Origin of the sequence: Nocardia sp. NBC_00511, from assembly GCF_045161165.1 — a bacterium.
In the GTDB taxonomy this organism is placed as follows: domain Bacteria; phylum Actinomycetota; class Actinomycetes; order Mycobacteriales; family Mycobacteriaceae; genus Nocardia.
Map to the genome: position 1 here is coordinate 4,773,832 of NZ_CP107849.1, position 25,037 is coordinate 4,798,868.

Genomic DNA, 25,037 nt, shown 5'->3' on the forward strand with positions numbered 1-25,037 from the left:
GCTATTCCGAGAGAGTGGAGATGCCATGCAAATCCAGGTCTTCGCCGACAAGCACGTCGGCGGCGGCGCGATCGCCCAGGAAGCCACGGACACCATTGCCGCGGTACTGGATCGATTCGCGGAGCACCTCACCCGGGTCGAAGCCCACATCACCGACGTGAACGGTCACAAGGGCGGGTCCGAAGACAAGAAGTGCACCCTCGAGGCGCGGCCGAAGGGTCAGCCACCGGTCGCGACGACACACGCGGCCGCGACCGTCGAGGATGCCTACACCGGGGCCGCGGACAGCATGGCTCATCTGCTCGACAGCAAATTCGGCCGCCTGCACCACGCCAAGGGCGGCGAAACCATCCGGCACCTGGCCACCGAATGACCCGATGAACTAGGGCAGCAGCCCGAGGCGGCGTGCGCGCACGACCGCCTCGTGGCGATTGTGCGCGCCCAGTTTGGTCATGGCGCTGCGCAGGTAGCTCTTCACCGTCTCCGCGCGCAGCGAAAGCCGCTGGGCCGCTTCCAGATTCGTACAGCCGAGCGCCACGTGAGCGAGTACGTCGAGTTCACGTGGCGCGAGGGTGACCGCCGCGTCGGGGGCGGCGACACCCGAGACCAGCCGGGCCAGCTTCTCCGACACTGCCCGCAGGCGGGTGCGCGCCGTGGCGTCCGAGACTCCCTGGGTGATGTCCCGCAGCTCGGTGTGCAGTTCCCGAAGTTGTTCGGTGACAACCGCATCCGCCGTCGTGGCGGTCTCCCGGACCGCGCGCAGCCGCAGCCGCCGATCCACCTCGTCGCGAATCGCGAGCTCGGTGCCCAGCCGCCGCGCGGCCTGCACCATCTCGTCGGCGATGCGATCGCCGATCGCCCCGGAATCCCGGTTGGCCACGTACAGCACCGCGCGCACGTCCCCGCCCAGCACCACCGGCACCGCGACCACGGCCCGCAGCCCCTCCCCCAGCACCGGGACGTCGTAGTGGTGGGTGATGGTCGAGGCCGAGCGATAGTCGGCCACCGAACGCGGCCGCCCGGTCGCCACCGCGGCACCGCCCAGCCCCGAACTGGGCGCGACCACCAGCCCGCGCATGCCGTCGGTGCGGGTGCCGACGAACTCGTTCAGGACCACCGACCCGGCGTGCACCGGACCGCCGAAGACCACCGGCAGACCGGACAGCGACGAGAGAACCCGCAGCTCGGCGCGCAGCGCGTCACCGTCGCTGGGACGCAGCAGGCCATCGCTGAGGTGCGATACGCCGTCGGCGGCCGGGGTCATCTCGGGTAGCCCCTTCCGGGGGTAGTCGGGGGTGGGTGTGACGTAGATCCTATCCATGTGAGCGAGAGCACGGGCGGACAAAGCTATACCTCCGGCGTCTGGGACGCACCACTGCTGGGGGACACCATCGGCGCGAACCTGGATCGGACCGCGGCCACGCATCCGGATCGCGAGGCGCTGATCGACCACACCACCGGTCTGCGGTGGACCTATCGCGAGCTCGCCGCGGAGGTGGACGCGCTGGCGCTGGGCCTGCTGGCGGCGGGGATCGGGAAGGGCGACCGGGTCGGCATCTGGGCCCCGAACTGCCCGCAGTGGACGCTGACCCAGTACGCCACCGCCAAGATCGGCGCGATCCTGGTCAACATCAATCCCGCCTACCGCTCGCACGAACTGCGATATGTGCTGCGGCAGGCCGGGATTCGACTGCTGGTGGCCGCGCCGTTCTTCAAGACCTCCGACTACGCGGGCATGATCGCGGAGGTCCGGCCGGAGTGCCCGGAGCTCGAACAGGTGGTGCTGCTGGACAGTCCGCAGTGGCTGGCAGTGTTCGACAACGGCCGTGCGGCGGACCCGGAACTACTGGTGGCGGCGGGCGCGGCGTTGTCGACCGACGATCCGATCAACATCCAATATACTTCCGGCACAACGGGTTTCCCCAAGGGTGCGACCCTCAGCCACCACAACATTCTCAACAACGGGTACTTCGTCGGCGAGCTGTGCGGCTACACCGAGCAGGACCGCATCTGCATTCCCGTGCCCTTCTATCATTGCTTCGGCATGGTCATGGGGAATCTGGCCGCCACCAGTCACGGTGCCGCCATGGTGATCCCGGCTCCGGCGTTCGATCCGCGCGCCACCCTGGAAGCCGTTGCGGCGGAACGCTGTACGTCGCTCTACGGGGTGCCCACCATGTTCATCGCCGAGCTGGCCGATCCGGAGTTCGACAGCTACGACCTGTCGTCGCTGCGCACCGGCATCATGGCCGGGTCACCGTGCCCGGTGGAGGTGATGAAGCAGGTGATCGACCGAATGGGCATGCGCGAGGTCAGCATCTGCTACGGGATGACGGAGACCTCCCCGGTGTCGACGCAGACCCGCCGCGACGATTCGCTGGCCCAGCGCACCGCCACCGTCGGCCGGGCCGGGCCGCACATCGAGATCAAAATCGTGGACCCGGTCACCGGGGTGACGGTGCCGCGCGGCGCGGCCGGGGAACTGTGCACCCGCGGCTACTCGGTCATGCTCGGTTACTGGGAACAGCCCGAGAAGACCGCGGACGCCATCGATTCCGCACGCTGGATGCACACCGGCGACCTGGCCACCATGGACGACGAGGGCTACGTGGCCATCACCGGCCGGATCAAGGACATGGTGATCCGCGGCGGGGAGAACATCTACCCGCGCGAGATCGAGGAATTCCTCTACACCCATCCCGACATCCTCGACGCCCAGGTGATCGGGGTGCCCGACGCCAAGTACGGCGAGGAGCTGATGGCCTGGATCCGGTTGCGCGAGGGCGCGTCCGCGCTCACCGCCGAGAGCCTGGGCGAGTTCTGCGCGGGCAAGCTGGCGCGCTACAAGATTCCCCGCTACGTACACCTCGTCGACGAGTTCCCGATGACGGTGACCGGCAAGATCCGCAAGGTCGAGATGCGTGAGATCGGCACGCGACTGCTCGGCCTGTCCGCCCAGGAGGACGCATGACCGCCAATACCGACGCCTACCGCGCCGCCCGTGACACGCTGCTGGCCGCGGCCACCGACTACGACGCGGCCCTGCGCGAGTTCGAATGGCCGCGGCTGACCGGTGAATTCAATTGGGCCACCGACTGGTTCGACGTGATCGCGCGGGGCAACGACAAGACCGCGCTGTGGATCGTCGAGCAGGACGGCTCCGAACAGCGCGTCAGCTTCGCGGCGATGGCGGACCGCTCCGATCAGGTGGCCACCTGGCTGTCCGGGCTCGGGGTCGGGCTCGGTGACCGGGTGATGCTGATGCTGGGCAATCAGGTCGAACTGTGGGAGGCCATGCTGGCGGTGGCAAAGCTGGGCGCGATCATCATGCCGACCACCGGCGCGCTCGGCGCGGCCGATCTGGCCGACCGGATCGAGCGCGGCGCAGCGGGTTTCGTCATCGCCAACGCCGCGGACACTGCCAAGTTCGACGAGGTGCCGGGCGACTACACCCGCATCGTGGTGGGCGCGGCGGTCGAGGGCTGGCACGAGTACGCGCATGCCGCGGCCATCGAATCCGCGGGACCATTCCGGGCGCTCACCGAGGCCACCGATCCGCTGCTGGTGTACTTCACCTCCGGTACCACGAGCAAGCCGAAAATGGTGCAGCACTCGCAGATCAGCTACCCGGTCGGTCACTTGTCCACCATGTACTGGATCGGCGTGCGGCCCGGCGACGTCCACCTCGCCATCAGCGCGCCGGGCTGGGCCAAGCACGCGTGGAGCTGTTTCTTCGCGCCCTGGCTGGCCGAGGCGACGGTGTTCGTCTACAACTACACGCGTTTCGACGCGGCGGCGCTGCTCGATCAGCTGCGGCGGGCCGAGGTGAACACCTTCTGCGCGCCGCCGACGGTGTGGCGCATGCTGATTCAGGCCGATCTGGGCGAGCGTCCGCTCGGTTTGCGTGAAATCCTCGGTGCGGGTGAGCCGTTGAATCCGGACGTCATCGCGCAGGTCGAGAAGGCGTGGGGGCTGACCATCCGCGACGGCTTCGGGCAGACGGAAACCACGCTGCAGGTGGGCAATACGCCCGGACAGCTGCTCAAGCCCGGTTCGATGGGGCGGCCGGTGCCGGGCGTGCCGGTGGTGCTGGTGGATCCGATCACCGGCGAACTCACCGACGAGGGCGAGATCTGCCTGGATCTCGCCGCGGCGCCGGTCAATCTGATGACCGGCTACCTGGGCGATCCGGAGCGCAACGCGGCGGTGATGTCGGGCGGTTACTACCACACCGGCGACGTCGCGGCGCGCGACGCGGACGGCTACATCACCTACATCGGCCGCACCGACGACGTCTTCAAATGCTCCGACTACAAGGTCTCCCCCTTCGAGTTGGAGAGCGTGCTGATCGAGCATCCGGCCGTGGTCGAGGCCGCGGTGGTGCCGCAGCCGGATGACACGCGCCTCGCAGTGCCCAAGGCGTACGTCAGCTTGGCGGCAGGATGGGAGGCTAACCACGAAACCGCGCGCGTCATCCTCGAATACGCCCGCGACCACCTGGCTCCCTATCTGCGTGTGCGCCGTCTGGAATTCACCGAACTACCGAAGACGATCTCCGGCAAGATCCGTCGTGTCGACCTGCGCCGCCGTGAGGAGCAGGCCCACGCGGCCGGCGAGACAATCCCCACCGAGTACCGCTACGAGGACGTTCTGACCGATCCAAAGCCCTGAATCGCAGTGCCCCCTTTGCCGCTACGACCGATCGGAGCACCAGTGCCCCACACCGTGGAATCCGCCACCGCCTATGTCATCGAGGCCCTCGAGGCCAAGGGCGCGGCGAGCCGTACGGACTTCGACGTGCCGGGAATCGTCACCACCACCCACAACCTCACCGGCACTTGGGATTTCCATGCCCTCGACCGGCGGCGGTTCTGGGGCATAGCGGCGACCTTCCTGCGTGCCTGAGCGGCGTACCTCCGGCGCACCCGTCGTATTCGGAGTATCCGCCGGTGCGGACGGGTGTTGCGGGTTGTCTCACAGTTAGGCGAATTCCCGGTTTCGGCTGGGGATTCGCCGCACCATGGGCTGATGCAGACCTCCGACACCGTGCTGATGCCCCGGTTCATCCTGACTCGCGCGGCGGCGGCCGGGGTGGATCCGGAGCGACTGGCGCGGGCGGCCGGAATGCCGGACTGGCAGGTCGGCGACGGCGATTCGCGGGTCTCGAGCGAGTTGTTCCCGCGGCTGTGGGAACTGTTCGAGCACGAGACCGGGGACCCGGGCACCACGCTGCGCACCATCGGCGGGTACCGGATCGGTGAGTTCGGTCTGGTCGACTATCTGGTCTCCTCCGCCGACACCCTCGGCGAGGGTCTGGCGGTGGCCGGACCCTACGTCGGCACCGCGAGCACCAACTATCGCTTCGAGGCCGCCGAATCCACCGAGACCGAGGCGAATTTCGAACTGTTCATGATCAACGGGGCGGGCCGCGGCCGGGATCTGGCCGTGCAGGCCGTGATCGGGGTGCTGGTCTCCCGGATCCGGCAGATGACCGGACGCCCGATCGACCCGGTGCGCGTCGCCTTCCGCGAACGCGCGCCCCGCGACCACACCGCGTTCACCGACGCGTTCGGTTCGGCCCGAGTGGATTTCGGCGCGCCGATCGACACCGTCACCTTCCGCACCGCCGACTTCGACCTGCGACAGGTCACCGGTGACCGCATGCTCGCCGCGGTGCTGCGCCGCCACGCCGCCACCATGCCGCCGCCGCCCCCGCGCGCCACCGAATGGCCCGACCGCATCGCCGGCGTGCTGGCGCAGACCCTCACCGCGGCCGAGCCCTCCCTCGACCAGGTGGCCCGGCGGCTGTTCACCAGCCCGCGCACCCTGCAGCGGCGACTGCACGAATCCGGCACCACCTGGACGTTGGAGGTGGACCGCGCGCGCAAACTCCGTTCGGAACAACCGGACTCGGGCGCGGCCGCACTCGATCGGATCGGAGAAACGGCATCCCATGACGACCTCGGATAGCGTGCTGCTACCGCGCTTCGTGCTGGTCCGGGCGCAGGCCGCGGGGCTGGATCCGGCCGAGCTGGCCCGCGCGGCGGGACTGGGCAGCGCGACGGTGGATCAGCCGCAGGGCAGCGTGCCCGGCCACTGCTATCAGCGGCTGTGGGAGCTGTTCGAGCATCGGGTCGAACAGCCGCACGTGGGATTACGCGGGGGCGAACGCTTCGGAACCGGAGAATTGGGCATGCTCGAATACCTGGTCACCACCGCGGACACCGTGGGAGCGGGACTGCGCGCGGCGGCGGAATTCGGCGACTGCATGACCAGCAGCAGGCGACTGGAGGTGACGGCGGTGACCGAGCGTCACACCATCTTCACCACCCGCGCGCAGGACGAGAGCCGCGGCGCGGAGATCGCCGCCCAGGCCAGCTTCGCCTTCCTGCTGTCGCGGGCTCGGCACTGCGCCAAGGCCGCGATCACCCCGGCGGCGGTGACCTTCCGGCAGCGCTCACCCCGGCGGCATACGGCCTTCACCGAGTTCTTCGGCACGGCGGCAATCGAATTCGGCGCCGAACGCAATACCCTCACGATGTGCCACGCCGATCTGGAACGACGTCAGCACACCGCCGATCCGCGCTTGGCGGCGGTGCTGCGGCGCGGCGCGTCCGCCAGTCGGCTGCACCTGCCGCCCGCCACCGCCTGGGCCGATCTCGTTGCGGGCGAACTGGATTCGCTGGGTTCGGCGGCCGGGTCAGCGCAGGAGTCGGTGTCGCTCGGTGATATCGCGCGCCGCCTGCACGTCAGCCCGCGCACCCTGCAGCGCCGACTGGCCGCGGCGGGCACCAGTTTCAGCCGCGAACTCGACGACGCCCGGCGTCGCCTCGAACGGTGACCGATGCCGTGAACACCCGACACGACTGCGCCGACAGCATTCTCATGTCCCGCTTCGTGCTCGAGCGCGCCACACAGGCCGGTCTGGACGCCGAGCGGCTGGCCCGCCAGGCGGGCGTGCCGAACTGGCGGGAGGGCGGCGAATCAGTACGCGTCCCACCCCGATACTGCTTGCGGCTGTGGGAACTTCTCGAACACGAGACCGGTGATCCCGACGTCGGTCTCCGGGCCTGCGACGAGGCCACGACCGGCGAATTCGGTCTGCTGGAGTACCTGTTCCTGTCCGCGCCGACGCTCGGGGACGCCCTCGACTCGTGCGTGCTCCACTCCGGCAGTCTCACAACGTGTTACAGCCTGCGGATCACGGCGCGCACCGAGGAGGAGACCCGCTTCGAGGTGGCCTCGGTGGTGGAGGACTGCCGCGGCCGAGAGTTGTTGGTACAGGCCGCTTTCGCCCTGATCATCGGCCGAGCCCGGTCGGCCACCCGGTATCCGGTGGTGCCGGTGCGGGTGGGCCTGCGCCAGCGGGAGCCCGAGTCGGCGGCGGCGTTCGCCGAGCTTTTCGGTACCACCTCAATCGATTTCGTCGCCGACACCGACGCCCTCACGCTGCGGACGGCCGACCTGGCGCTACCGATGAAGGGCGCCGACCCGGAGTTGACGTCGGTACTGCTGGCCTACGCCGGAACCTTGCCTGCCACTCCACAGTTCGGCGCGACCTGGCTCGATCAGCTGGGCACGGTCATCGACGAGGCGCTAGTGGAGGGCGTCGCGACGCTGGAAACGGTAGCGCGGCGGCTGCTGACCTCCCCGCGTTCGCTACAGCGCCGGTTGGCCGAGTACGACACCGGCTGGCGGCGCGAGGTGGATCGGGCGCGGCGGCGCAGATTGCAACGGGCCGAACATCTTCCACGTGCTCAGCAGGCGGAATTCCTGGGCTACGCGGACCCGGCGAGCCTGCGCCGGGCGGTGCACCGCTGGCGGGACCGCGACGATTCCTGAGCGATCAGACCCCGCTCGCACGCCGAAATCGCACCTACCGTACGGTATTCGGGCAACCATGTAGCAAGGTTGGCGTGCCCGGCACCGAGTTGGCGTCTTCGGAACTCCCCTGCGCCGCAGGCGGAAAGAAAACTGGACGGAAACGCCACGACGCGCGACCTCGCGCACCCGCACGACCCATCCGGACCGGTACTCGATTGGAGCTTCGCCCGTGCCCCACACCGCAGAAACCGCCACCGCCTATGTCGTCACCGCTATCGAGGCCAAGGGCACGGCCACCCGGCACGACTTCGACGTCCCGGCCATCGTGAGCACCACCCACAGCCTCACCGAGAGCTGGGATTTCGACCGGGTCGACCCGGCCATGTTCTGGAACATCGTCGCCACCTTCCTGGAACACTAGGCCACGTTCCGGCCGTTGGGGCGGTGCGCCGCCAGTTTTTACGCCCGGTGTGATCTACGGGCGGAATGCGTAAATACCCGTGCGGCGCCTTGACTCGGGACGAGCCCCCGGGCCACTGTGGTCTGGCAGCACGAACAGCGACGTCCACGTGCGTCCCGGCGGCGAGGAGGTGAGAAACGACCATGACATCCGATGACAGTCCGTATCCGAGTCCGGATCACCAGTCGATTCCATTCACCGCTCGCTGCGGCACCGTGCACGCCTGAGATCCCCGCACCCTCTTCGACCCGCACCACTGCGTGCGGGCCTTCGGTGCGCACGGAAAACGGTGCGGCAGCCTGCATTCCGTCAAGGAGGCCATCATGGCAGTCATCGCTTTCCCGACCCGCGACACCACCACCGCCCTGACCGTCGGAGCGTTCTTCCGACGCTGGCGCGGTCGGGCGCGACTTACCGATCAGGAGCGCGTCAACATGCGCGCCGCCCGTCCCCGCACCGCGATCTACAACGCGTCGCTGGGCGGGCACCCCTACCACTGGTGACCGATCTAGACCCCGTCGACCGACAGCGTGGCCTGCATCAGCGTCATGGCCGCCGCGCACGGATCCGGTTGTGCCGCATGGTCTCGGTTCTGCACCCACCAGGTGACGGTGCCGGTATCGGCCACCGTCACCGCGCAGGTATCCGGGTTCGCCGGGTCGCGCCAGTACATGCCGCCGTAGTGCTTCACCACGATGCGCTCGATCTGGTATCCGGTCTGCGCGGCGATCTCGGTCTCCCGGGACAGGGTGTCGTCGCGCAACCAGGCGTAGGTGATGTCGACCGGGCCGCCACCGGCATTGGTGGCGGTCCAGTCGCAGATGGTGGGGTTGCGCTGCTGGTGCAGCCCCGTCACGGTGATCGAGCTCGCCAGCTTCTGATCGTCGAGGGGGCCGCAGCCCGCCAGGAAGTTGGGATCGTCGGCGGGGCGCACCTGGTCGCCGGAACCACCGTGCGAGCAGCCCGCCAGACTCGCGATGGTCAACGCCGCCAGCGTGATTCGCGACCACCCTCGCCGGTTCATCCCTGTCCCGCCTTCGTCAACGTGCTCGTGGCGAGCTGTTCCAGGGCCTTACACGGTTGCGGCCGTGCGGAATCCGCGGCGGCGGTCAAGCTCCAGTCGACGAAGTCGGTGTCACCGAAGGCCACGGCCACCTCGCACGAGTTGTCGGTGTGCCATTCGATGCCCGCGTCGCCCGCGACCTGCACGGTGGCGGGGGTGCCGGTGGTGATCTCGGTGCGCCGCGCCTGCAGGGGGCTGCCCCGGAACCACTGGAACACCACGGCGTAGTCGCCGCCGGCGGCGGGCTGCCAGGCGCAGCTCATCGGATTGACCGCGATCCGGTGCAGTCCGGTCAGACCCGTGTCCTGCGCGACCTCCGCATCGGTGACGCCGCCGCACAGACCGACGGTGTTGGCCGACGGCGACACCACCGCGGGCACGACCGAGGTGGTCGTCGGCGCGGCCGACGGCGACGACCCGCCGCAGCCGGCGACCATCACCCCGATCAGGGCGATACCCACCGCCGCAGCTCCTGCTCTCACCACGCCGACCAGCGTAGGCGACACACCCGCCCGGTGCGATCGACCGGACTGCGGTCGGTTGCTGTGACATATCGCTCCACCACTGTGAATACGCGATCTTTGACTTATGCACAGCATTTCACTAGGTTCGATATCGCACCTCGATAGGCGAGGCTCCTGTATGAACACAGGCCACTGATCTGACGACGTCGAGAGACGCCCAAGGTTAGGACAGATTTCTCCGGATTAAGGGGTTATCCGAAGTGGCTTTCCGACGCGGAACACGTCGTACAGTGCCGAAGCTCTGACGAGAGGGGTGTCCGTCCCTACCCGAGTGTTCCGGGCGACCTCCCCCACGTGCGCTGACCCATCGCGCCGACCAGGAAGGAGGCCGAGCACCATGACGACATCCGACGACGATCCCGGATCTACCGGCGGGCCGGTCCCTCCCGGATCGGGCCGCTGACCCTCCCGTTCCACAATTGCTGAATTCACGGTGCCCATTCGGCGCACCGCATATTCGTGTGCGCAATTCCGCGAATGAATTCGGATATCCACCGATCTCATGACCCGTCCGCACGATCGTGCCCGGCGGTATTCGATGCTGCCCGCATATCCCCGCGCGGCGGCGGTATTCACGAGAGAACTTCCCGATGACCCTCGAACTCGCAATTCCGAATCGTCCCGGCACGACGCCGCGGGCACCCCGGGCACACGGGCGGCTGCGCACGGTCGACTACCTGATCGTGGCCGCCGCGGTGCTGCTGATCCTGGTGGTGCTCAGGCTCTTTCGCGACATGTCCGTCCCCTGGACGCCCGACGCGGCCGTCGGCTCGGTCTCCACCGACGCGGCCGAACTGCCCTACTACGCGGCCCGCACCACCCTGCGCATGTTCATCGGCCTGGTCGCCTCCATCCTGTTCAGCCTGGTCGTCGGCCAGTGGGCGGCACGCTCCCGGCGGGCGGAGAAGGTGCTGGTCCCGATGGTGGACGTGCTGCAGTCGGTGCCGGTGCTGGCCCTGGTCTCCATCACGGTGACCGCGTTCGTGGCCCTGTTCCGCGGCTCCTACCTGGGCGCGGAGGCGGCGTGCAGCTTCGCCATCTTCACCGCCATGGCCTGGAACATGACCTTCGCCTACTACCAGGCGCTGCGCACGGTGCCGCGCGAACTCGACGAGGCCGCCCGCATGATGCGGCTGACCCGCTGGCAGCGCCTGTGGCAGTTGGAGATTCCGGCCGCCATGGTGCCGATGATCTGGAACGGAATGATGAGCTTCGGCGGCGCGTGGTTCATGCTCGCGGCCTCCGAGGTGATCACGGTGTCGGGCCGGGACGAGGCGCTGCCCGGCATGGGCAGCTTCATCGCGGCCGCCACCTCGCAGGCGCAGGTCGGCACGCTGATGCTCGGCGCGCTCGTCATGGTGATCACCATCGTGCTGGTGAACGTGCTGTTCTGGCGGCCGCTGACGGCCTGGGCCGAGCGGTTCCGGGTGGAGAACACCGAAAGCGCTTCGGCACCAAGGAGTCTCGTCCTGGACCTGCTGCGTCGCAGCACGGTGCCGGGTCGGCTCGCCCGCATGCTCCGGCCGGTCGGTGAGGGGATCGACCGCGGGATGCGGGTGTTCGGGCGCAGCACCCGCTCCGCCTACGACGACCGCACCGGCAGCCGAGCCGGGGACGTGCTGTTCTTCGGACTGCTGTTCGCGGTGCTGGCCTGGGGCACCTGGACGCTGGCCGCCTACTTCGAAAGGACCGTGGGCCTGGCCGAATTCGGGCCGACCGCGCTGCTGGGCCTGGCCAGCCTGTCCCGCGTGATGGTGCTGCTGGTGGTGTCCACCCTGGTGTGGGTGCCGGTCGGGGTGTGGATCGGCATGAATCCGCGGATCTGCCGCTTCGCGCAGCCGGTGGTGCAGGTGCTGGTGAGCTTCCCGGCGCAGTTCCTGTTCATCTTCGTGATCGCGGCGCTCACCTACACGGGCATCTCGCTGAACTTCGGCGGCATCGTGCTGATGGCGCTGGGCGCGCAGTGGTACGTGCTGTTCAACGTCATCGCGGCGGCCGGGCAGATTCCGACGGACCTGCGCGAGGCGATGGACGATCTCGGCGTGCACGGGGTGCAGCGCTGGAAGTCGTTCATCCTGCCCGCGATCGCACCCGGCTACCTGGTCGGCGCGATCACCGCGTTCGGCGGCGCGTGGAACGCCACGCTGGTCGGCGAGGTGGTCGAGGCCGGGCACACCCGGATGGAGGCCTACGGGCTGGGCGCGTACATCACCAATGCCACCGCCGACGACGTCTTCGCCAAGGTGCTGCTGGGCACCGTGGTGATGAGCATCGTGACCGTGAGCATCAACCGCCTGGTGTGGCGGCGACTTCAGCGCCGCACCGAAGCGCGATTCTCCCTGAGCTGAAACAACTTTCGAAAGGAGGACCATCGTGTCCACCGCAATCGTGACCGTCGACCGCGTCACCAAGACCTTCACCAATCCCTCCGGGGAGCAGCTGCCGGTGCTCTCGGAGGTCTGCCTGGAACTGCGCGAGGGCGAAATCGTCGCGCTGCTGGGCAAATCCGGGTCCGGCAAGTCCACGCTGTTGCGCATCATCGCCGGGCTGGTGCAGCCGTCGGCCGGCTCGGCGCGGCTGCGCACCAGCGAGATCACCGAGCCGAATCCCAGTACCGCCATGGTGTTCCAGACCTTCGCGCTGCTGCCGTGGCTGACCGTGCGACAGAACGTCGAGCTGGGGTTGCGCGCCCGCGGCGTCGCGGTCTGGGAGCGCGAGGAGCGGGTCACCGACGCCATCGACATGATCGGGCTCGACGGCTTCGAGAACGCCTATCCCAAGGAGCTTTCCGGCGGGATGCGTCAGCGGGTCGGGTTCGCTCGCGCGCTGGTGGTGCAGCCGGAGGTGCTGCTGATGGACGAGCCGTTCTCGGCGCTGGACGTGCTGACCGCCGAGAACCTGCGCGGTGAGCTGATGCGGCTGTGGGACGAGACCGCGTTCCCGACCAAGACCATGCTGATGGTCACCCACAATATCGATGAGGCGGTGCAGCTGGCCGATCGAATCCTGGTGCTGGACAACAACCCCGGCCGGATCAAGGGTGAGATCCGGGTGGGTCTCGATCATCCCCGCGATCCGCGCGGGGCGGGTTTCCAGGCGCTGGTCGATCAGGCCTACCGGATGCTCACCGACGTCGGATTCGACGGTGGCCGTAGCGCTTTCACGCCGACCCCGACCACCCGGCCGCTGCCGGACGCCGGGGTGGACGGGCTGGGCGGCATGCTGGATCTGGTGGCCGCGGGCGGCGGGCGCGCGGATCTGCCGGAGCTCGCGGGCGGCCTGCGCTTCGAGGTGGACGATCTGATGCCGCTGGTCGACGCCGCCACCATGCTCGGGCTGGCCACCACCGTGGACGGCGATATCGAGCTCACCGTCGACGGGTCGATGTTCACCGAGGCCGACATCGACAGTGCCAAGGCGATTTTCGCGCGCCTGGCCCGGGCCAAGGCCCCGCTGGTCGGCGCGATCGATCACGCGCTGAGCACCGCGCCCGGGGAACGGTTGCGCGACGGCTTCTTCCTGGATCTGCTGCGGCGTGGGTTCACCGAAGACGGTGCGCGCCAGCAACTGCGCATCGCCATCGACTGGGGCCGCTACGCCGAGCTCTACGAGTACGACGCGGCCGAACGACTGCTCACCCGGCACACGGTCGACGCGTGAGGGTCAGTCCTTGCGGCGGGCCTGGGCGCGGCGCTTGCCCTCGTGCATGGCCTGCACCCGGGCCACCGGGATGGTGTGGCCCTCCGCTATCAGATCCGCTGGGAGCGACTGTGGTTCGGGCAGGTACTCGCCCCACGGGTCGCGGTCGCCGAGCAGGTTCGGCACGGTCCGGATGGTGAAATCGTGCGGGTCGATTCCGGGCAGCTCGGCCCAGCTGACCGGGAACGACACCGTCGCGCCTGGGCGGATGCGGGGGCTGTAGACCGATACCACGGTCGCCCCGCCCGCCCGGGTGGAATCCAGGAACACCTTGCCGCCGCGGTCTTCTCGAATGAAGGCCGTGGTGGCCAGGTGCGGGTCCAGGCGTTCGGCCCGGGCCGCGATGGCGCGGGTGGCCGCGGCGGCGTCCTCGATGTCGACACCGGAGGCCACCGGGACGAAGATGTGCACGCCCTTGGATCCGCTGGTCTTGACGGCACCGGAGAGTCCGTCGTTCTCCAGTGCGCGGCGGATCAATTCGGCCGCCGCGACCACCTGACCGAACGGCTCGCCGGGCACGGGGTCGATGTCCAGCACCAGGTAGGTGGGGCCACCGGAGTAGTCCACCAGGTTCTCCGCGAGCAGCAGCGTGACGTGGTACTCGACGGCGCGCTGGTTGCCGAACCAGAGCAGGGTGCGGAGGTCCTCGCCCAGCGCGTAGGAGATCTCGCGTTTCGAACTGCCCGCCCACAGCGTCACCCGCGGCAGCCAGTCCGGCGTGTACTTGGGCAGGTTCTTCTGCATGAACGGTTCCTGGCCGGGCCGCACCCGCACCACCGACAGCGGCCGCTCCCGCAGATACGGCACCATGCGCTCGCCGACCGCCTCCAGGTAGTCGATCAACTCGCCCTTGGTGGCCTCGGCGCCGTCGAACAGCGGAGCGTCCAGACTCGAGAACTTCAGTCCGGCCCGCGCGTCTTCGCCCATGGGCTCACGCTATCCGACGGGATGGATCTGGACGTCGCACTGGTAGGCATCGCCCTGCAGGATGCGGATGTCGGTGGTGTCGGGCGGACTGACCAGGAAGGAGCGCGAGACCGGGCAGGGCTGGCCGTCGTTCTGCAGGGTCGAGCCCTCGAGGACGGCGTGCACCGGATGGCCGGGCTTGATCAGGACGGCAACCGGGTCGGCGAGCGGGTCGGATTGGCCGCCCATCGCGCCACGGTTGGTCTTCTGCGCGTGTACGTGCTGGCCGAACATGGTCAGCACGTCGACGGTGGGGAAGCCCGTCATCCGGCAGGTCACGCCGGTGGCGCTGGTGAACTCCAGTTGCACGCCACTGCGGGTCCCGTTGGGGGGCATCGCGGTTCCGGTGACGGCGATCTGGCCGTTGGCGCAGACCGGCGTCGCGGGGTCCACCGGCGCGGCGGCCGGGGTCCGGCTGGTTGCGCCCGGCGCGTCCCCGATGCTCGGGGTGATCGCGTCGGCGGAGGTCAGCGTGCCCACCGGCAGCACCGCGTTATTGGAGGTGGTCGGCGTACCGGGTGATCCGGAACCCGAGCATCCGGTCGCGCCGATCAGCACCGCCCCGGCCAGCATCGCCACGCCCACGGTCGTTCTCTTCATTGTCGCACCCACTCGAATATGGTTGGGGCGCAGCGGATTCCCCGAACTTTGGACGGGAGGGGTGTTCGATGAAGGGGATACCGAACACCACACCCGCAGGGGACAGGATAGCGGCATCGGACGGTTTCGTCAGGGGGAGAAGTCGCCGCGAGCCCGTCACGGCCGCTGAAAACGGGTTCACGGCATGGGTTTTCACGTTACCGGCGGTGCCGTGTGTTCCAGGTCGGCCAGCACGGCGGTGATGATCGGCGAAGTGTGGTATGCCCGCGAGACCGCCAGTAGCCAGGTGAGTTCGCCCTGGAAGGACGGGATTTCGGGGCGGTGGAAGGACTCGCCGTGGTCGACGGCGGCGGACCGGCCGACGTGCAGGGTCTGCGCGATCCGTGCCGCCTCGATGGCCGCTTCGCGACGGCTGGCCGGAATGCGCAGCGCGTCCGCGAATTCCACCGCCCGGGTGGTCATCTCGGGTGTCAGCCGGGGTTGCAGGATCAGCAGCGCGTCGCGGATCTCGATGACCCGGCGGTACACCCGATCCTTGGCCGCGCCGCCGGGCGGCGCGGACGCCGACAGTTCGGGGGCCGCCTCGCACAGCGCCGACCACAGTGGGCGCAGGCGCGGCAGGGCGCGGGCGCGCTGCGCGGCGGTCAGGGCGTTGGGCAGCAGCGACGGGCACAGGTAGCCGATCGTCATGGCCGCCGCGCCGAGACTGGCGAAGGCCGGGGCGATCTCGATGTTCAGCCGGTGCGTGGCGAACCCGGCCCAGGCCCCGGCGATGGCGATGGTCTTGCCGACGCTGTAGCCCAGCGCCACCGTCGAGCCCAGGCACAGCAGCAGCAGGCCGCGCCGCAGCCACGGCTGGGTGCGCACCTGCGGCAGCCAGGCCCGGCACAGCAGGATCAGCCGCAGCAGGGCAAGGGTGTAGGCGCACAGGTAGATGCCCAGGAAGACGTCCACCACGGGCACTTTCGCGTAGTGGTCGTCGAAGTCGGTGGCGTGGACCTCGTCGTGCACCGGTGCGAGCGCGAACAGGATCGCCATCACCGCGACGACCGCCACGTTCACGGCGACGATGGTCCGCGCGCCCAGGTAGCGGCCGGGGGAATCCGGGGCCACCAGGTAGCTCGTCCACACCAGCTGCGAGAGCACGGCGGTGGCGATCGCGGAGTAGACGATCAGCGAGGCCAGGTTCGGGATGCCCGAGGTACGGCCGATCCAGCTGTAGATCTGCGGCACCGCGGCCTCGAAACCGAGTGCGGCGCAGGCGATCGCGATGGCGACAGCCCAGCGCGCGGCGGCTTGCGGGGCGCGCAGCGCGAGGGCCACGCGCCAACCGGACGCGAGCAGGGCGAGGGCGCCGATGCTGCCGTAGACGAGAGCGAATTGCATGGTGTTCAGTCGAATCCCGGTCCGAGTGTGTCGAGCAAGTTGCGGATGTCGTCCGAGACGCCGTCGGGCAGCACCCATTCCGCGTGCGAGGTCCAGCGGGTGATGTGGTGGGCCATCAGCAGATCCGCGATGTGCTCGGCCTCCTGCTCGGCCTGTTCGGAGGAGCAGCTGCGGCCCAGCATGCGCCGCACCACGGCCGGGTCGATATTGGGTGCGAGCAGGCGCAGCGCGTCGTTGCCGGTCACCGTCACGGTCTCGTGCCCGGCCAGCAGATGCCCGAACTCGTGGCAGACGATGTGATCCTGGTGCAGTTCGGAGGTATTGCACTGGTAGGCGATGAAATCGATGTCGCGGGTGACCAGCAGGCCGCCGGAGAGCCCGGCCACCGGCAGCGGTTCCGGGCGCAGCCGCAGCGGCCGGCCGCGGCGGCGGGCCAGCGATTCCGCGAGTTGCGCCACCGTGAAGTGGGCGGGCAGCCCGAGGCCGCGCAGCTCACGGCGCAGGCGCCGGTGATCCATCATCGAATGCTCACTACCCGAGCCGTCCCAGACCGCGATCCGCATGGCTCACATGACTTCCCCGTTGTCGAGGCCTTCGATTCGCCGCAGCACGTCGAGCATCGCGACGATGGCCTCTGGCCGAACGATACCGTGCGCCAGGCCGTCGCGCAGGACCAGTTCCAGCGCCGCCGAGTCGGCTTTTCCCTTGAGCGCGTTGACCAATGCCAGCTCTCGGCCGCGTTCCCGCGCGAGCTCCGGATTGGTGAGCGGGTCGAGGCTGTCGAGCCCGAAGTAGGCGCGCAATGCCTCAAGGGTTTCGAAGGACGGGTTCACCGTCTGCCCGGTGCGCAGCTTCCACAGATAGTTGGCCGAGAGGCTGACGCCGGTGGTGCCGGTGATGTCCTCGGCCAGGGCGCGGTGGGTGATCTCCACCGGGCCGCCGTCCCTGGCCACCGGCGGATGCATGGCGGTGATCAGGGTGTTGAGGGCGGTGGTGAACGGATGCTGTTGTCCGGCAGCCATTCTTATCTTGTCTCCTGCAGTTGACAGGCTCGGTGAGCGAAATCATATACTCGTCCGGACCGCGCGACCATGGGCCGGACCCGCTGTCCCCGAAGGGGAGGGCATCGGCCGGCCCGCGCGATCAGGATGGGGCGATCGACGATGCTCGCCCCGTTCCAGCCAACGTCCGCACCGGCAGGCTCAGCGGGCCGCGATGGCGGAACCCGGAGCGCCACACCACCTCCCGCTCGTCGCCGAGAGCGTGCAGGTCGGGCAGTCGGCGATAGAGCTCGGTCAGCACCGCACCCACCACCGGCCGCACGAAGCCGATCCCGACGCAGGCGTGTGCGCCATGGCCCAGCGCCAGTTGCGGATTCGACGTCCGACCCAGATCCAGGGTCTCCGGACGCGTGAACACCGACGGGTCATGGTTCGCGGATGCCAGGCACAGCAGCACCGTCTCCCCCGCCGCGATCCGCTGCCCGCCGATCTCCCGGTCCGTCACCGCGAATCGCGGCCCGGCCAGCACCTGGGGTGACAGGAACCGCAGCAGTTCGTCCACGGCTCCGTCAGGGTTGTCCGTGGCCGCCAGCACGACTCGCTGGTCGGGTCTGCCGGACAGCGTCAGCACCGCGCCCGCGAGCACGTCCATGACGACCTCGTACCAGACGAAAAGCAGGTAGAACAGCAGTCCGGGCAGCTCACCGGAATCCGCTGCCCCACCGCCGATTCCGGACCGTGCCAGCCGCGACGCCATGGTGTCGTCCGCACCTTTGCGAGCCTGTTCGAGGACCGCGCCGATGATCTCGGCCATGGTGGTGAGGGTGTCGCGGGCCCGCGGCGCGACCCCGGGGCGCATGGTCGAATCCGCCCACCCCGCAAGCGCTTCCCGCACCTCGCCCGTCAGCCCGAGCAGGTCGCCGAGCATGAGGGCGGGCAGCGGCAGCGCCACCCGCTCCACGAAGTCGAATTCGGTTGCGCCCGCCACCTCGTCGAGGCACCGTCCGACCCACTCTCCGACCCGCTCGCTCCAGCCGCCGCCCCGCCGCAGCTCCCCCACCACGGCCCCGCGGAGACGAGCCAGCTCGTCGAATTCGCTGCGCTGGAACACATCCAGTGGCGCGGGCACCGAGAAGCCGCGATAGTCGTCGCCGCGCGCGTAGGTCACATTGGTGGACAGCCCGTCGTCGAGCAGCCCGGCCCGCACGTCGTCGTACCGCGTGACCAGCCAGGCGGGCGGCCCGTCGGGGGTGGCCACCCGGTGCACGCCCCCGCTGTCGCGTCGCAGCGCGGTCAGCACGCCCCAGGGCTCGCGCGCGAATTCCTCATCGAAGACCCTCAGCACCCACCTATTCTTACCTGCTCTTGCCGAATGACTGTCATTCGTTTGCCGATCCCCACGCAGGATCGTCCGTGAGCCCGGAGCCCCCGGGCCCCCGGACGAAAGGGACTGCGAATGCGAAACATCCGAGTGGGCTGGACCTTCACCGAAGGCAGAAGCCCAGCCCTGACGCCCGACATCATCCGCCGAGTAGGTCTCCCGGTCGCGGTCAAACGGTTTCTGGTTCGGGTGTGGGCACGGCGAGCGGATGGGATCGGACGGGAGACCACCAGTTCAGGCGGCCCATCGTCCGCATGAGCGCGGGAACCAGGATGGTCCGGATGACGGTGGCGTCGACCAGCACCGCGAGGGTGAGGCCCAGGCCGAAGAGCTGGACGAAGGAGACGCCCGCGAAGGTCATGCCGACGAAGGCGATGGCCAGCAGCGCGGCCGCCGCGGTGAATATGCGTGCGGTGCGGGCGATTCCGACCGCCACCGCACGATCGGTGGAGCCGGAGGCCAGATACTCCTCACGAATGCGCGACAGCAGGAAGACCTCGTAGTCCATCGAGACGCCGAAGGCCAGGCAGAACATCAGGATCGGCATGGTGGGGATCAGGAACCCGGTCGGGGTGAAACCCAGTGCGCCGGACAGATGCCCGTCCTGGAAGATCCAAACCATCGCCCCGAAGGTGGCCGCCAGCGACAGCACGGTCAGCACCAGGGCCTTGATCGGGAGCACCACGCTGCGGGTGAACACCAGCAGCACCAGGAACATCGACAGCGCGATCAGGCTCAGGGCCAGGGGAACTCGGGCCGCCAGCGCGGAGACCGCGTCGGCATTGCGCGCGGCCGGTCCGCCGATCAGCACCCGGCCCGGCGCCGCAACGGCGCGCAACTGATCGAGCTGCTGCTTGGCCGCGGTCGAGTACGGATCCAGGCGGGTGCCGACGCGCAGATAGCTGCCCGCGTCGCCGGTCATGGCGGATTGCGCTCCGGCCAACTGCAATCCGTTGCCGTACACGCCGCCGCTGGAGATCACCGACGTCACCCCGGGGACCTGGGACAGCGTGTGCGCGTAGGCGGCGATGGCGGTGTTGTCGCCGTGGGTGTCGGGCAGCGCCAGCAGGATGCCGGAGGTCAGGTTCTCGGAGAAATCGGTGCGGGAGGCGTCCCCGACCGTGCGACTCGAGCCGGCGGCCAGCACCCGATCGTCCGCCCAGCCGAAATGTATGTTCAGGAAAGGTGATCCGAGCAGCAGCAGCGCCGCCACCACGCCCACGATGGCGAGCACCGGACGGCGCATCACCCCCATGGCGAAGCGGTACCAGCGATCCTGCTCCACCGGTCCGGGCACCGGTTCCGGACGACCCAGCCGTTGCCGCAGATACTTCCGGACATCGAGAGCGTCGACGCGGGAACCCAGCAGCGCCAACGCGGCCGGGAGCACGAACAGCGTGGTGAACACCGCCGCGGCGAGCACCGCCAGCCCCGCGTACGCGAACGAGCGCAGGAAGTACAGCGGGAACACCAGCAGCGCCGCCAGCGAAAGCGCCACGGTGAGACCGGAATACAGTACGGTGCGCCCGGCGGTCTGCACGGTGCGCACCACCGCGGCGGTGGTGTCCGCGCCCGCGGCGAGCTCTTCCCGGAACCTGCTGACCATGAACAGACTGGAGTCCAGGGCCACCGCGAAGCCGAGCGCGGTCGTCATGTTCAACGCGAAGATCGACACGTCGCCGACCGCGGACAGGATGCGCAGCACCGCGAGGGCCGCGCCGATGGTGACCACACCGACCAGCAACGGCAGCATCGAGGCGAGCAGGCTGCCGAACACCAGCACCAGGACGATGCCGGCCAGCGGGATCGCGATGGCTTCGATGGTGACCAGGTCGAGGGTGACCTGCTTGCTCATCTGCGCGAGCGCGACCGCCTCGCCGCCGACACTGATCCGCACGCCGTCGCGGGAGCCGTTGTACTTGTCCGCGAGCTTGGCGGCCACCTTCGGCGCTTCGGTGTCGTCACCGCGCGCGTACGCGATGATGACCGCGCTATTGCGGTCACTGCTGCGCAGGGCGGGCCGCACCTCGGTGGCGACGTTCCAATATGACTGCACGCCTTGCAGATCCGAATTCGCGGCCAGCTCACCGGTGAGCTGCTCGCCGACCGTGCCCGCGGCCGGTGAGTCGATGCCCCCGGCCGCGGTGAGCAGCAGCACCACATTCGGCGCCGCACCCGGGAAGTGCTGTTCGAGATAGTTGTCGACCCAGGTGGATTCGGAGCCCGGGTCCTGAAATCCACCGGTCTTCAAGTGCATCGGGGCCGACCAGCCGATGCCGTAGCACAGGACGGCGGCCAGTCCCGCCACCACGAGCACGGCCCGCGCCCGGCGCTGGGCGAACTGGGCGATTCGGATCAGCACGCGGTCACCGCCGTTCGGCCGGTGGCACGCGGCGCGCGGCCTCGACCAGTTCTGCGGAGACCTGCCACAGCGCGGCGGCCCGGTCCTCGTCGTAGGACTCGGGTGCGCTGGGCACCTCGTCGGCTCCGGTGAAGTACTTGCCGGTGGTCTCGGCCAGCTCGGGTGCGACGGCCAGGCGCGCGAGGTCCGCCGCCGAGCGGGTGACGGTGCGCGCGATGGGCATGACGCGGATGAGAATCGGTGCCAGGAAACGGAATCCGATGCGGGCGGGCGCGGGATAGCCGCGTGAGAGCCCGGTCTGGGGCATCAGCCCCGGATCGAACGCGGTGGCGGTGATGCCGCGCTCGGCCCAGCGCCGGGCCAACTCGTAGGTGAAGTAGACATTGGCGAGTTTGCTGGTGGCGTAGGCGACCCGGCCGTCGCGACCGGCGGCGCCGTCGGTGTCCGGGGTGGCCAGTGCGCGCGGATCACGCCACTGCGGGGCGGGGAAGCCCATGGACTTGCGCGGGCCTTGATGGACGTCACTGGACACCACCACCACCCGCGAACCCGCGGCAAGGAGGTCGGCGCAGCCGGTGACGAGGGCGAAATGGCCGAGATGGTTGACGGCGAAGGTCATTTCGTAGCCGTCGGCCGAACTGCGCACCTGATCGACGATCTGCAATCCGGCATTGCAGACGATGGCGCGCAGGGGCGCGACCTCGCGCCGATGCAGCTCCGCCACCGCCGCGGCGACCGAATCCAGCGAGGCCAGTTCCAGTTCCAGCAGTTCGATCTCGGCATCGGGCGCGTGCGCGCGAATGCTGTCCACGGCCGCTGTCGACCGTTTCGCGTCGCGACCCGCGAGGATCAGCGGGACACCTTGACCGGCAAGTACTTTCGCGGTCTCCAGCCCGAGGCCGGAGGTCGCGCCGGTGATCAGTACGGGCTGGTTCATGCCGCGTTCTCCAGCCACTTCAGGGTGAACTCGTCGATGGCGGCGGCGGTGCGCACGAAGGTCTTGCCCATGTCACCCTCGATCAGCCTGCCGATCAGGGGAACTCGCGCCTCGATGGACCCGTCCATGGTGAACTCGCAGCCCGCGTCGGTGCGGCGCACCAGCAGATCGGCGGTGAGCGCGATGGTCATGCCCTCGACCTTGCCCTCCATTCGGCCGCGCGCGACGCCGTCCACGGGTTCGCTCCAGCTCTCGCTGTAGCTGTAGCGCACGCCGTTGGGCCGGAAGGTGGCGGCCGGGCCGGGCAGCGACGACGCCGGGATGACGGTGTTCACGGTGACGGTGGTGCCGCTCGACGCGACCTCGAAGGCCGCCAATTCCGCGTCCGCACCGTCGATTTCGCGAATCCGCTGCTCCCAGTACTCGCGGGTGCCCAGGGCGCGGTGGAACAGTTCGTCGGAGTATGGGTAGGGGGTGGTGTGGTGCACGGCACGCGCCATGTCAGTCTCCCAGGTGCTTGGCGTAGATGCGGTGGATGTCGAGCATGCGGTAGAGGGCGCGATCGGTGTCGTCACGGCCGACCTCCGAGAGCAGGTAGGCGTCGACCAGGCGGTCCATGGCGTCCTCGAGTTCGTCGGGGCTCAGACCGGGCTGGTCGGGGGCGATGAAGTCGGCTCCGGAGGGGGCTTGTCGGCCCAGTTCGCGGAACAGGGTGGCCGCGGTGGTGTCGAGCTGTTCGAAGGTCAGGTCCAAACTGGCTCGCATATCGAGGGATTGGTAGGAGACGAGTTCGAGTCGCCGCTGCTCGTCGCTGATCCGGGCGAGCATGCGGGCGAAGGTCCAGTGCGGGCGCGCGGTCATGCGGCAGGCGACGGCGCGCAGCGCGAGCGGAATGCCGGAGCAGTGATCGGCGACGATCCCCGCGTCCTCCCATTCCGGTAGTACGCGCGCGCGGCCGACGGTGGCGACCAGCATCTGCAATCCCTGGGTGCGGGAGAGCTCGTGCAGCACGAAGGTTCGGACCGTGGTGAGCCCCAACGCGAATCGGCTGGTGATGAGGGCCGTACTGGAGCTGCCGGTGGGCAGCAGGGGAATGATCTGGGCCTCGGTGGCGGCATTGTCGAGAATGACGAGCACGCGGCGGCGGGCCAGCCGGGCGCGGTAGAGGTTGACGCGCTCGGCGAGTCCGGACGGCATGGCGTCGGCGGGGGTGCCCAGTGCGGTCAGCAGTCGGCCGAGCACCATTTCCGGTGTGGTGCTTGGCTCGTCGGCCAGATCGGCGTACAGCAGCCCGCCGGGGAAGTCGTCGCGCAGGCAGTCGGCGGCCTGCAGCACCAGTGCGGTCTTTCCGACGCCCGCGCCACCGGTCACCAGCACCGGGCGCGGCGCGGGATCGTCGGTGAGCATGCCGGTCAGCGTCGCCAATTCCGCGTCCCGGCCGCTGAATCCGAGCGGGGCCAGCGGCAGCGTGTCGGGGGCCACCGCGAGGGTGAGCGCGTGGGCGCGGTGGCCGTCGGAGTCGGAGCGGACGTTCACGGTGGGGTGCACCGGGGTGTCCAGCTCCGGGAGGTCACCGCGCAGGATCCGACTGTGCAGCTCCCGCATGCCCGGGCTGGGGTCAGCGCCCAGCTCGTCGGCGATCATCCGGCGGGCGAGCTCGAACTGCCGCAGGGCCAGCGCGGTCTCACCGTTGAGGAAGTAGGCGCGAATCAGCCGCTCGTGCAGGCCTTCCACGAGCGGTTCCTCGAGCAGGGCGGTGTGCAGCCGGTTGATCACCAGCGAATGATTGCCGCGGCGGATCTCCGCGTCCGCCCAGTCGGCGGTCACCTCGTGCTTGAGCCGGTGCAGCGATTCACCCAGCCGCCTGGCCCATTCGCTGTCCAGGCCGGTCATGGCGCTGCCGTTCCACAGGTTCAGACCGGCGGCCAGTTGCGCGGCGCGATCCGGGTCGTCGATGTCGGCGGCGCGAGCCCGGTCGACCAGATCCATGAAGTGCCACAGGTCGACCGAGTCCGGCGGCGTCGAGAGCATGTAGCCGCCGGAACCCCGATTCACCTGCACCGGTGGGCCGCCCGTGCCCGCGGTGGCCTCGGTCAGCAGACCGCGCAACCGGGCGACGTAGGTGTAGACCGCGTCCCGCGCGGCGACCGGTGGCGAGTCGCCCCACACCCGGTCGATGAGCGTATCGATGGTCAGCGGGCGGCCCGAGTCCACCAGCAGGGCTGCCAGCAGGCTGCACTGCCGGGGCGGGCCCAGGTCGACCACCTTGCCGTGGACGTGGAGCTGTAGCGGGCCGAGAAGTTTGAACTGAATCATTGTCACGCCTTCGCTTCCCGCCGTCGTACGCCTCGCGCGGACGGGTTCGATTGCGGCGCTGCCCATTACACCGACAGCGCCGCGAGAAATAGTGCGACCAGGGCGATTCCCTGCAGGGCGACCCGGACGACGATGACGCTGTCCCAGGTGCGCTGCAGTTCCCGGACGTTGGCCGGGACCTGATCGGCGAGTACCGCCGTGGTGAGCTCCTTGTTGATCGGCGCGCTGATGCGGGCGTAGATGCCGAGCCAGACCGCGAGCACCGCGACGGCCAGTGCCGCAAGGATTCCCGAGGCCACCGCCCCCTGGAAGAAGGCCAGCGCGGCGGCGATGACGGCGGTCACCACGCCGACCGCGCCCGGAATCGGCATCCGCTTGTCGGCGACCTCGTGGATGCGGCCGGTGGTGGCAGCCAGTGCCGGATCGTCGATCCGGGCGAACGCCGTGCGCAGCACCAGGGCGCAGAAAAAATCGGTGCCGTACACGACAGCGGTCGTCATAATTGAAATACCTACGGC

General features: G+C 69.1%; 25 protein-coding genes and 1 riboswitch. Of the genes, 11 read left to right on the forward strand and 14 right to left on the reverse strand.

Annotated elements, in window-relative coordinates; translation table 11 throughout:
* The first annotated feature begins 25 nt into the window (after positions 1-25).
* Positions 26-373, forward strand: a complete 348-nt coding sequence (locus tag OG300_RS22395; protein ID WP_405484590.1) for a ribosomal subunit interface protein — start codon at positions 26-28, stop codon at positions 371-373.
* Between the two features lie 9 nt (positions 374-382).
* Here the strand turns inward: OG300_RS22395 and OG300_RS22400 are convergent, their stop codons facing one another.
* Entirely contained in the window at positions 383-1,264 is an 882-nt protein-coding gene (locus tag OG300_RS22400; RefSeq protein WP_405498632.1) for a LuxR C-terminal-related transcriptional regulator, read from the reverse strand.
* A gap of 57 nt (positions 1,265-1,321) precedes the next feature.
* On the opposite strand from OG300_RS22400, the gene OG300_RS22405 reads away from it, so the two are divergent.
* The 8 genes from OG300_RS22405 (at position 1,322) to OG300_RS22440 (ending at position 8,787) form a co-directional block, all read left to right on the forward strand.
* Positions 1,322-2,971 (forward strand): AMP-binding protein, encoded by a 1,650-nt coding sequence (locus OG300_RS22405; RefSeq protein WP_405484592.1) that lies wholly within the window; start codon positions 1,322-1,324, stop codon positions 2,969-2,971.
* Positions 2,968-4,671 (forward strand): AMP-binding protein, encoded by a 1,704-nt coding sequence (locus OG300_RS22410; RefSeq protein WP_405484594.1) that lies wholly within the window; start codon positions 2,968-2,970, stop codon positions 4,669-4,671. Before OG300_RS22405 ends, OG300_RS22410 begins: the two co-directional genes overlap by 4 nt.
* A gap of 42 nt (positions 4,672-4,713) precedes the next feature.
* On the forward strand, positions 4,714-4,905 hold the full coding sequence (locus OG300_RS22415; protein ID WP_405484596.1) for a hypothetical protein: 192 nt from the start codon (positions 4,714-4,716) through the stop codon (positions 4,903-4,905).
* Between the two features lie 123 nt (positions 4,906-5,028).
* Positions 5,029-5,970, forward strand: a complete 942-nt coding sequence (locus OG300_RS22420; protein ID WP_405484598.1) for an AraC family transcriptional regulator ligand-binding domain-containing protein — start codon at positions 5,029-5,031, stop codon at positions 5,968-5,970.
* Positions 5,954-6,841, forward strand: a complete 888-nt coding sequence (locus OG300_RS22425; protein WP_405484600.1) for an AraC family transcriptional regulator ligand-binding domain-containing protein — start codon at positions 5,954-5,956, stop codon at positions 6,839-6,841. Before OG300_RS22420 ends, OG300_RS22425 begins: the two co-directional genes overlap by 17 nt.
* Entirely contained in the window at positions 6,838-7,842 is a 1,005-nt protein-coding gene (locus OG300_RS22430) for an AraC family transcriptional regulator ligand-binding domain-containing protein (protein WP_405484602.1), read from the forward strand. Before OG300_RS22425 ends, OG300_RS22430 begins: the two co-directional genes overlap by 4 nt.
* Positions 7,843-8,053: 211 nt before the next feature.
* Positions 8,054-8,245 carry a hypothetical protein gene (locus OG300_RS22435; RefSeq protein WP_405484604.1) on the forward strand — a complete coding sequence of 64 codons (192 nt, stop codon included), beginning with the start codon at positions 8,054-8,056 and terminating at the stop codon, positions 8,243-8,245.
* A 362-nt stretch (positions 8,246-8,607) separates the two neighbouring features.
* A complete protein-coding gene (locus OG300_RS22440) occupies positions 8,608-8,787 on the forward strand; it encodes a hypothetical protein (protein WP_405484606.1) in 180 nt (59 codons plus the stop codon).
* Positions 8,788-8,792: 5 nt separating this feature from the next.
* On the opposite strand, the gene OG300_RS22445 is transcribed toward OG300_RS22440, so the two are convergent.
* Entirely contained in the window at positions 8,793-9,308 is a 516-nt protein-coding gene (locus OG300_RS22445) for a DUF3558 domain-containing protein (protein ID WP_405484608.1), read from the reverse strand.
* Positions 9,305-9,832, reverse strand: a complete 528-nt coding sequence (locus OG300_RS22450) for a DUF3558 domain-containing protein (RefSeq protein ID WP_405484610.1) — start codon at positions 9,830-9,832, stop codon at positions 9,305-9,307. The genes OG300_RS22445 and OG300_RS22450 overlap by 4 nt, the downstream gene beginning before the upstream one ends.
* A 129-nt stretch (positions 9,833-9,961) precedes the next feature.
* Positions 9,962-10,131, forward strand: a riboswitch (M-box (ykoK) riboswitch).
* 330 nt (positions 10,132-10,461) lie between these two features.
* On the opposite strand from OG300_RS22450, the gene OG300_RS22455 reads away from it, so the two are divergent.
* On the forward strand, positions 10,462-12,219 hold the full coding sequence (locus OG300_RS22455; protein WP_405484612.1) for an ABC transporter permease: 1,758 nt from the start codon (positions 10,462-10,464) through the stop codon (positions 12,217-12,219).
* Between the two features lie 25 nt (positions 12,220-12,244).
* The gene (locus tag OG300_RS22460) at positions 12,245-13,531 is read left to right on the forward strand and encodes a nitrate/sulfonate/bicarbonate ABC transporter ATP-binding protein (protein WP_405484614.1); all 1,287 of its coding nucleotides are present in this window, start codon (positions 12,245-12,247) and stop codon (positions 13,529-13,531) included.
* Between the two features lie 3 nt (positions 13,532-13,534).
* On the opposite strand, the gene OG300_RS22465 is transcribed toward OG300_RS22460, so the two are convergent.
* The 11 genes from OG300_RS22465 to OG300_RS22515 form a co-directional block, all read right to left on the reverse strand.
* Positions 13,535-14,497 (reverse strand): DNA polymerase domain-containing protein, encoded by a 963-nt coding sequence (locus tag OG300_RS22465; RefSeq protein WP_405484616.1) that lies wholly within the window; start codon positions 14,495-14,497, stop codon positions 13,535-13,537.
* 9 nt (positions 14,498-14,506) lie between these two features.
* Positions 14,507-15,136 carry a DUF4232 domain-containing protein gene (locus OG300_RS22470; protein ID WP_405484618.1) on the reverse strand — a complete coding sequence of 210 codons (630 nt, stop codon included), beginning with the start codon at positions 15,134-15,136 and terminating at the stop codon, positions 14,507-14,509.
* 192 nt (positions 15,137-15,328) lie between these two features.
* On the reverse strand, positions 15,329-16,522 hold the full coding sequence (locus OG300_RS22475) for an MAB_1171c family putative transporter (RefSeq protein ID WP_405484620.1): 1,194 nt from the start codon (positions 16,520-16,522) through the stop codon (positions 15,329-15,331).
* Positions 16,523-16,527: 5 nt separating this feature from the next.
* Positions 16,528-17,043, reverse strand: coding sequence for a hypothetical protein (locus OG300_RS22480; RefSeq protein ID WP_405484622.1), 516 nt, complete (start codon positions 17,041-17,043; stop codon positions 16,528-16,530).
* 45 nt (positions 17,044-17,088) lie between these two features.
* Positions 17,089-17,544, reverse strand: a complete 456-nt coding sequence (locus OG300_RS22485; RefSeq protein ID WP_405484624.1) for a hypothetical protein — start codon at positions 17,542-17,544, stop codon at positions 17,089-17,091.
* 121 nt (positions 17,545-17,665) lie between these two features.
* Entirely contained in the window at positions 17,666-18,868 is a 1,203-nt protein-coding gene (locus OG300_RS22490; protein WP_405484626.1) for a cytochrome P450, read from the reverse strand.
* Positions 18,869-19,073: 205 nt separating this feature from the next.
* On the reverse strand, positions 19,074-21,266 hold the full coding sequence (locus tag OG300_RS22495; RefSeq protein ID WP_405484628.1) for an MMPL family transporter: 2,193 nt from the start codon (positions 21,264-21,266) through the stop codon (positions 19,074-19,076).
* A 4-nt stretch (positions 21,267-21,270) separates the two neighbouring features.
* Entirely contained in the window at positions 21,271-22,203 is a 933-nt protein-coding gene (locus OG300_RS22500) for an SDR family NAD(P)-dependent oxidoreductase (protein WP_405484630.1), read from the reverse strand.
* Positions 22,200-22,703 (reverse strand): DUF2505 domain-containing protein, encoded by a 504-nt coding sequence (locus tag OG300_RS22505; RefSeq protein ID WP_405484632.1) that lies wholly within the window; start codon positions 22,701-22,703, stop codon positions 22,200-22,202. The genes OG300_RS22500 and OG300_RS22505 overlap by 4 nt, the downstream gene beginning before the upstream one ends.
* Before the next feature lies 1 nt (position 22,704).
* On the reverse strand, positions 22,705-24,519 hold the full coding sequence (locus tag OG300_RS22510; protein WP_405484634.1) for a BTAD domain-containing putative transcriptional regulator: 1,815 nt from the start codon (positions 24,517-24,519) through the stop codon (positions 22,705-22,707).
* 65 nt (positions 24,520-24,584) lie between these two features.
* Positions 24,585-25,019: a DUF1772 domain-containing protein gene (locus tag OG300_RS22515; RefSeq protein WP_405484636.1), complete on the reverse strand. Its 435-nt coding sequence runs from the start codon at positions 25,017-25,019 to the stop codon at positions 24,585-24,587.
* Positions 25,020-25,037 lie beyond the last annotated feature (18 nt).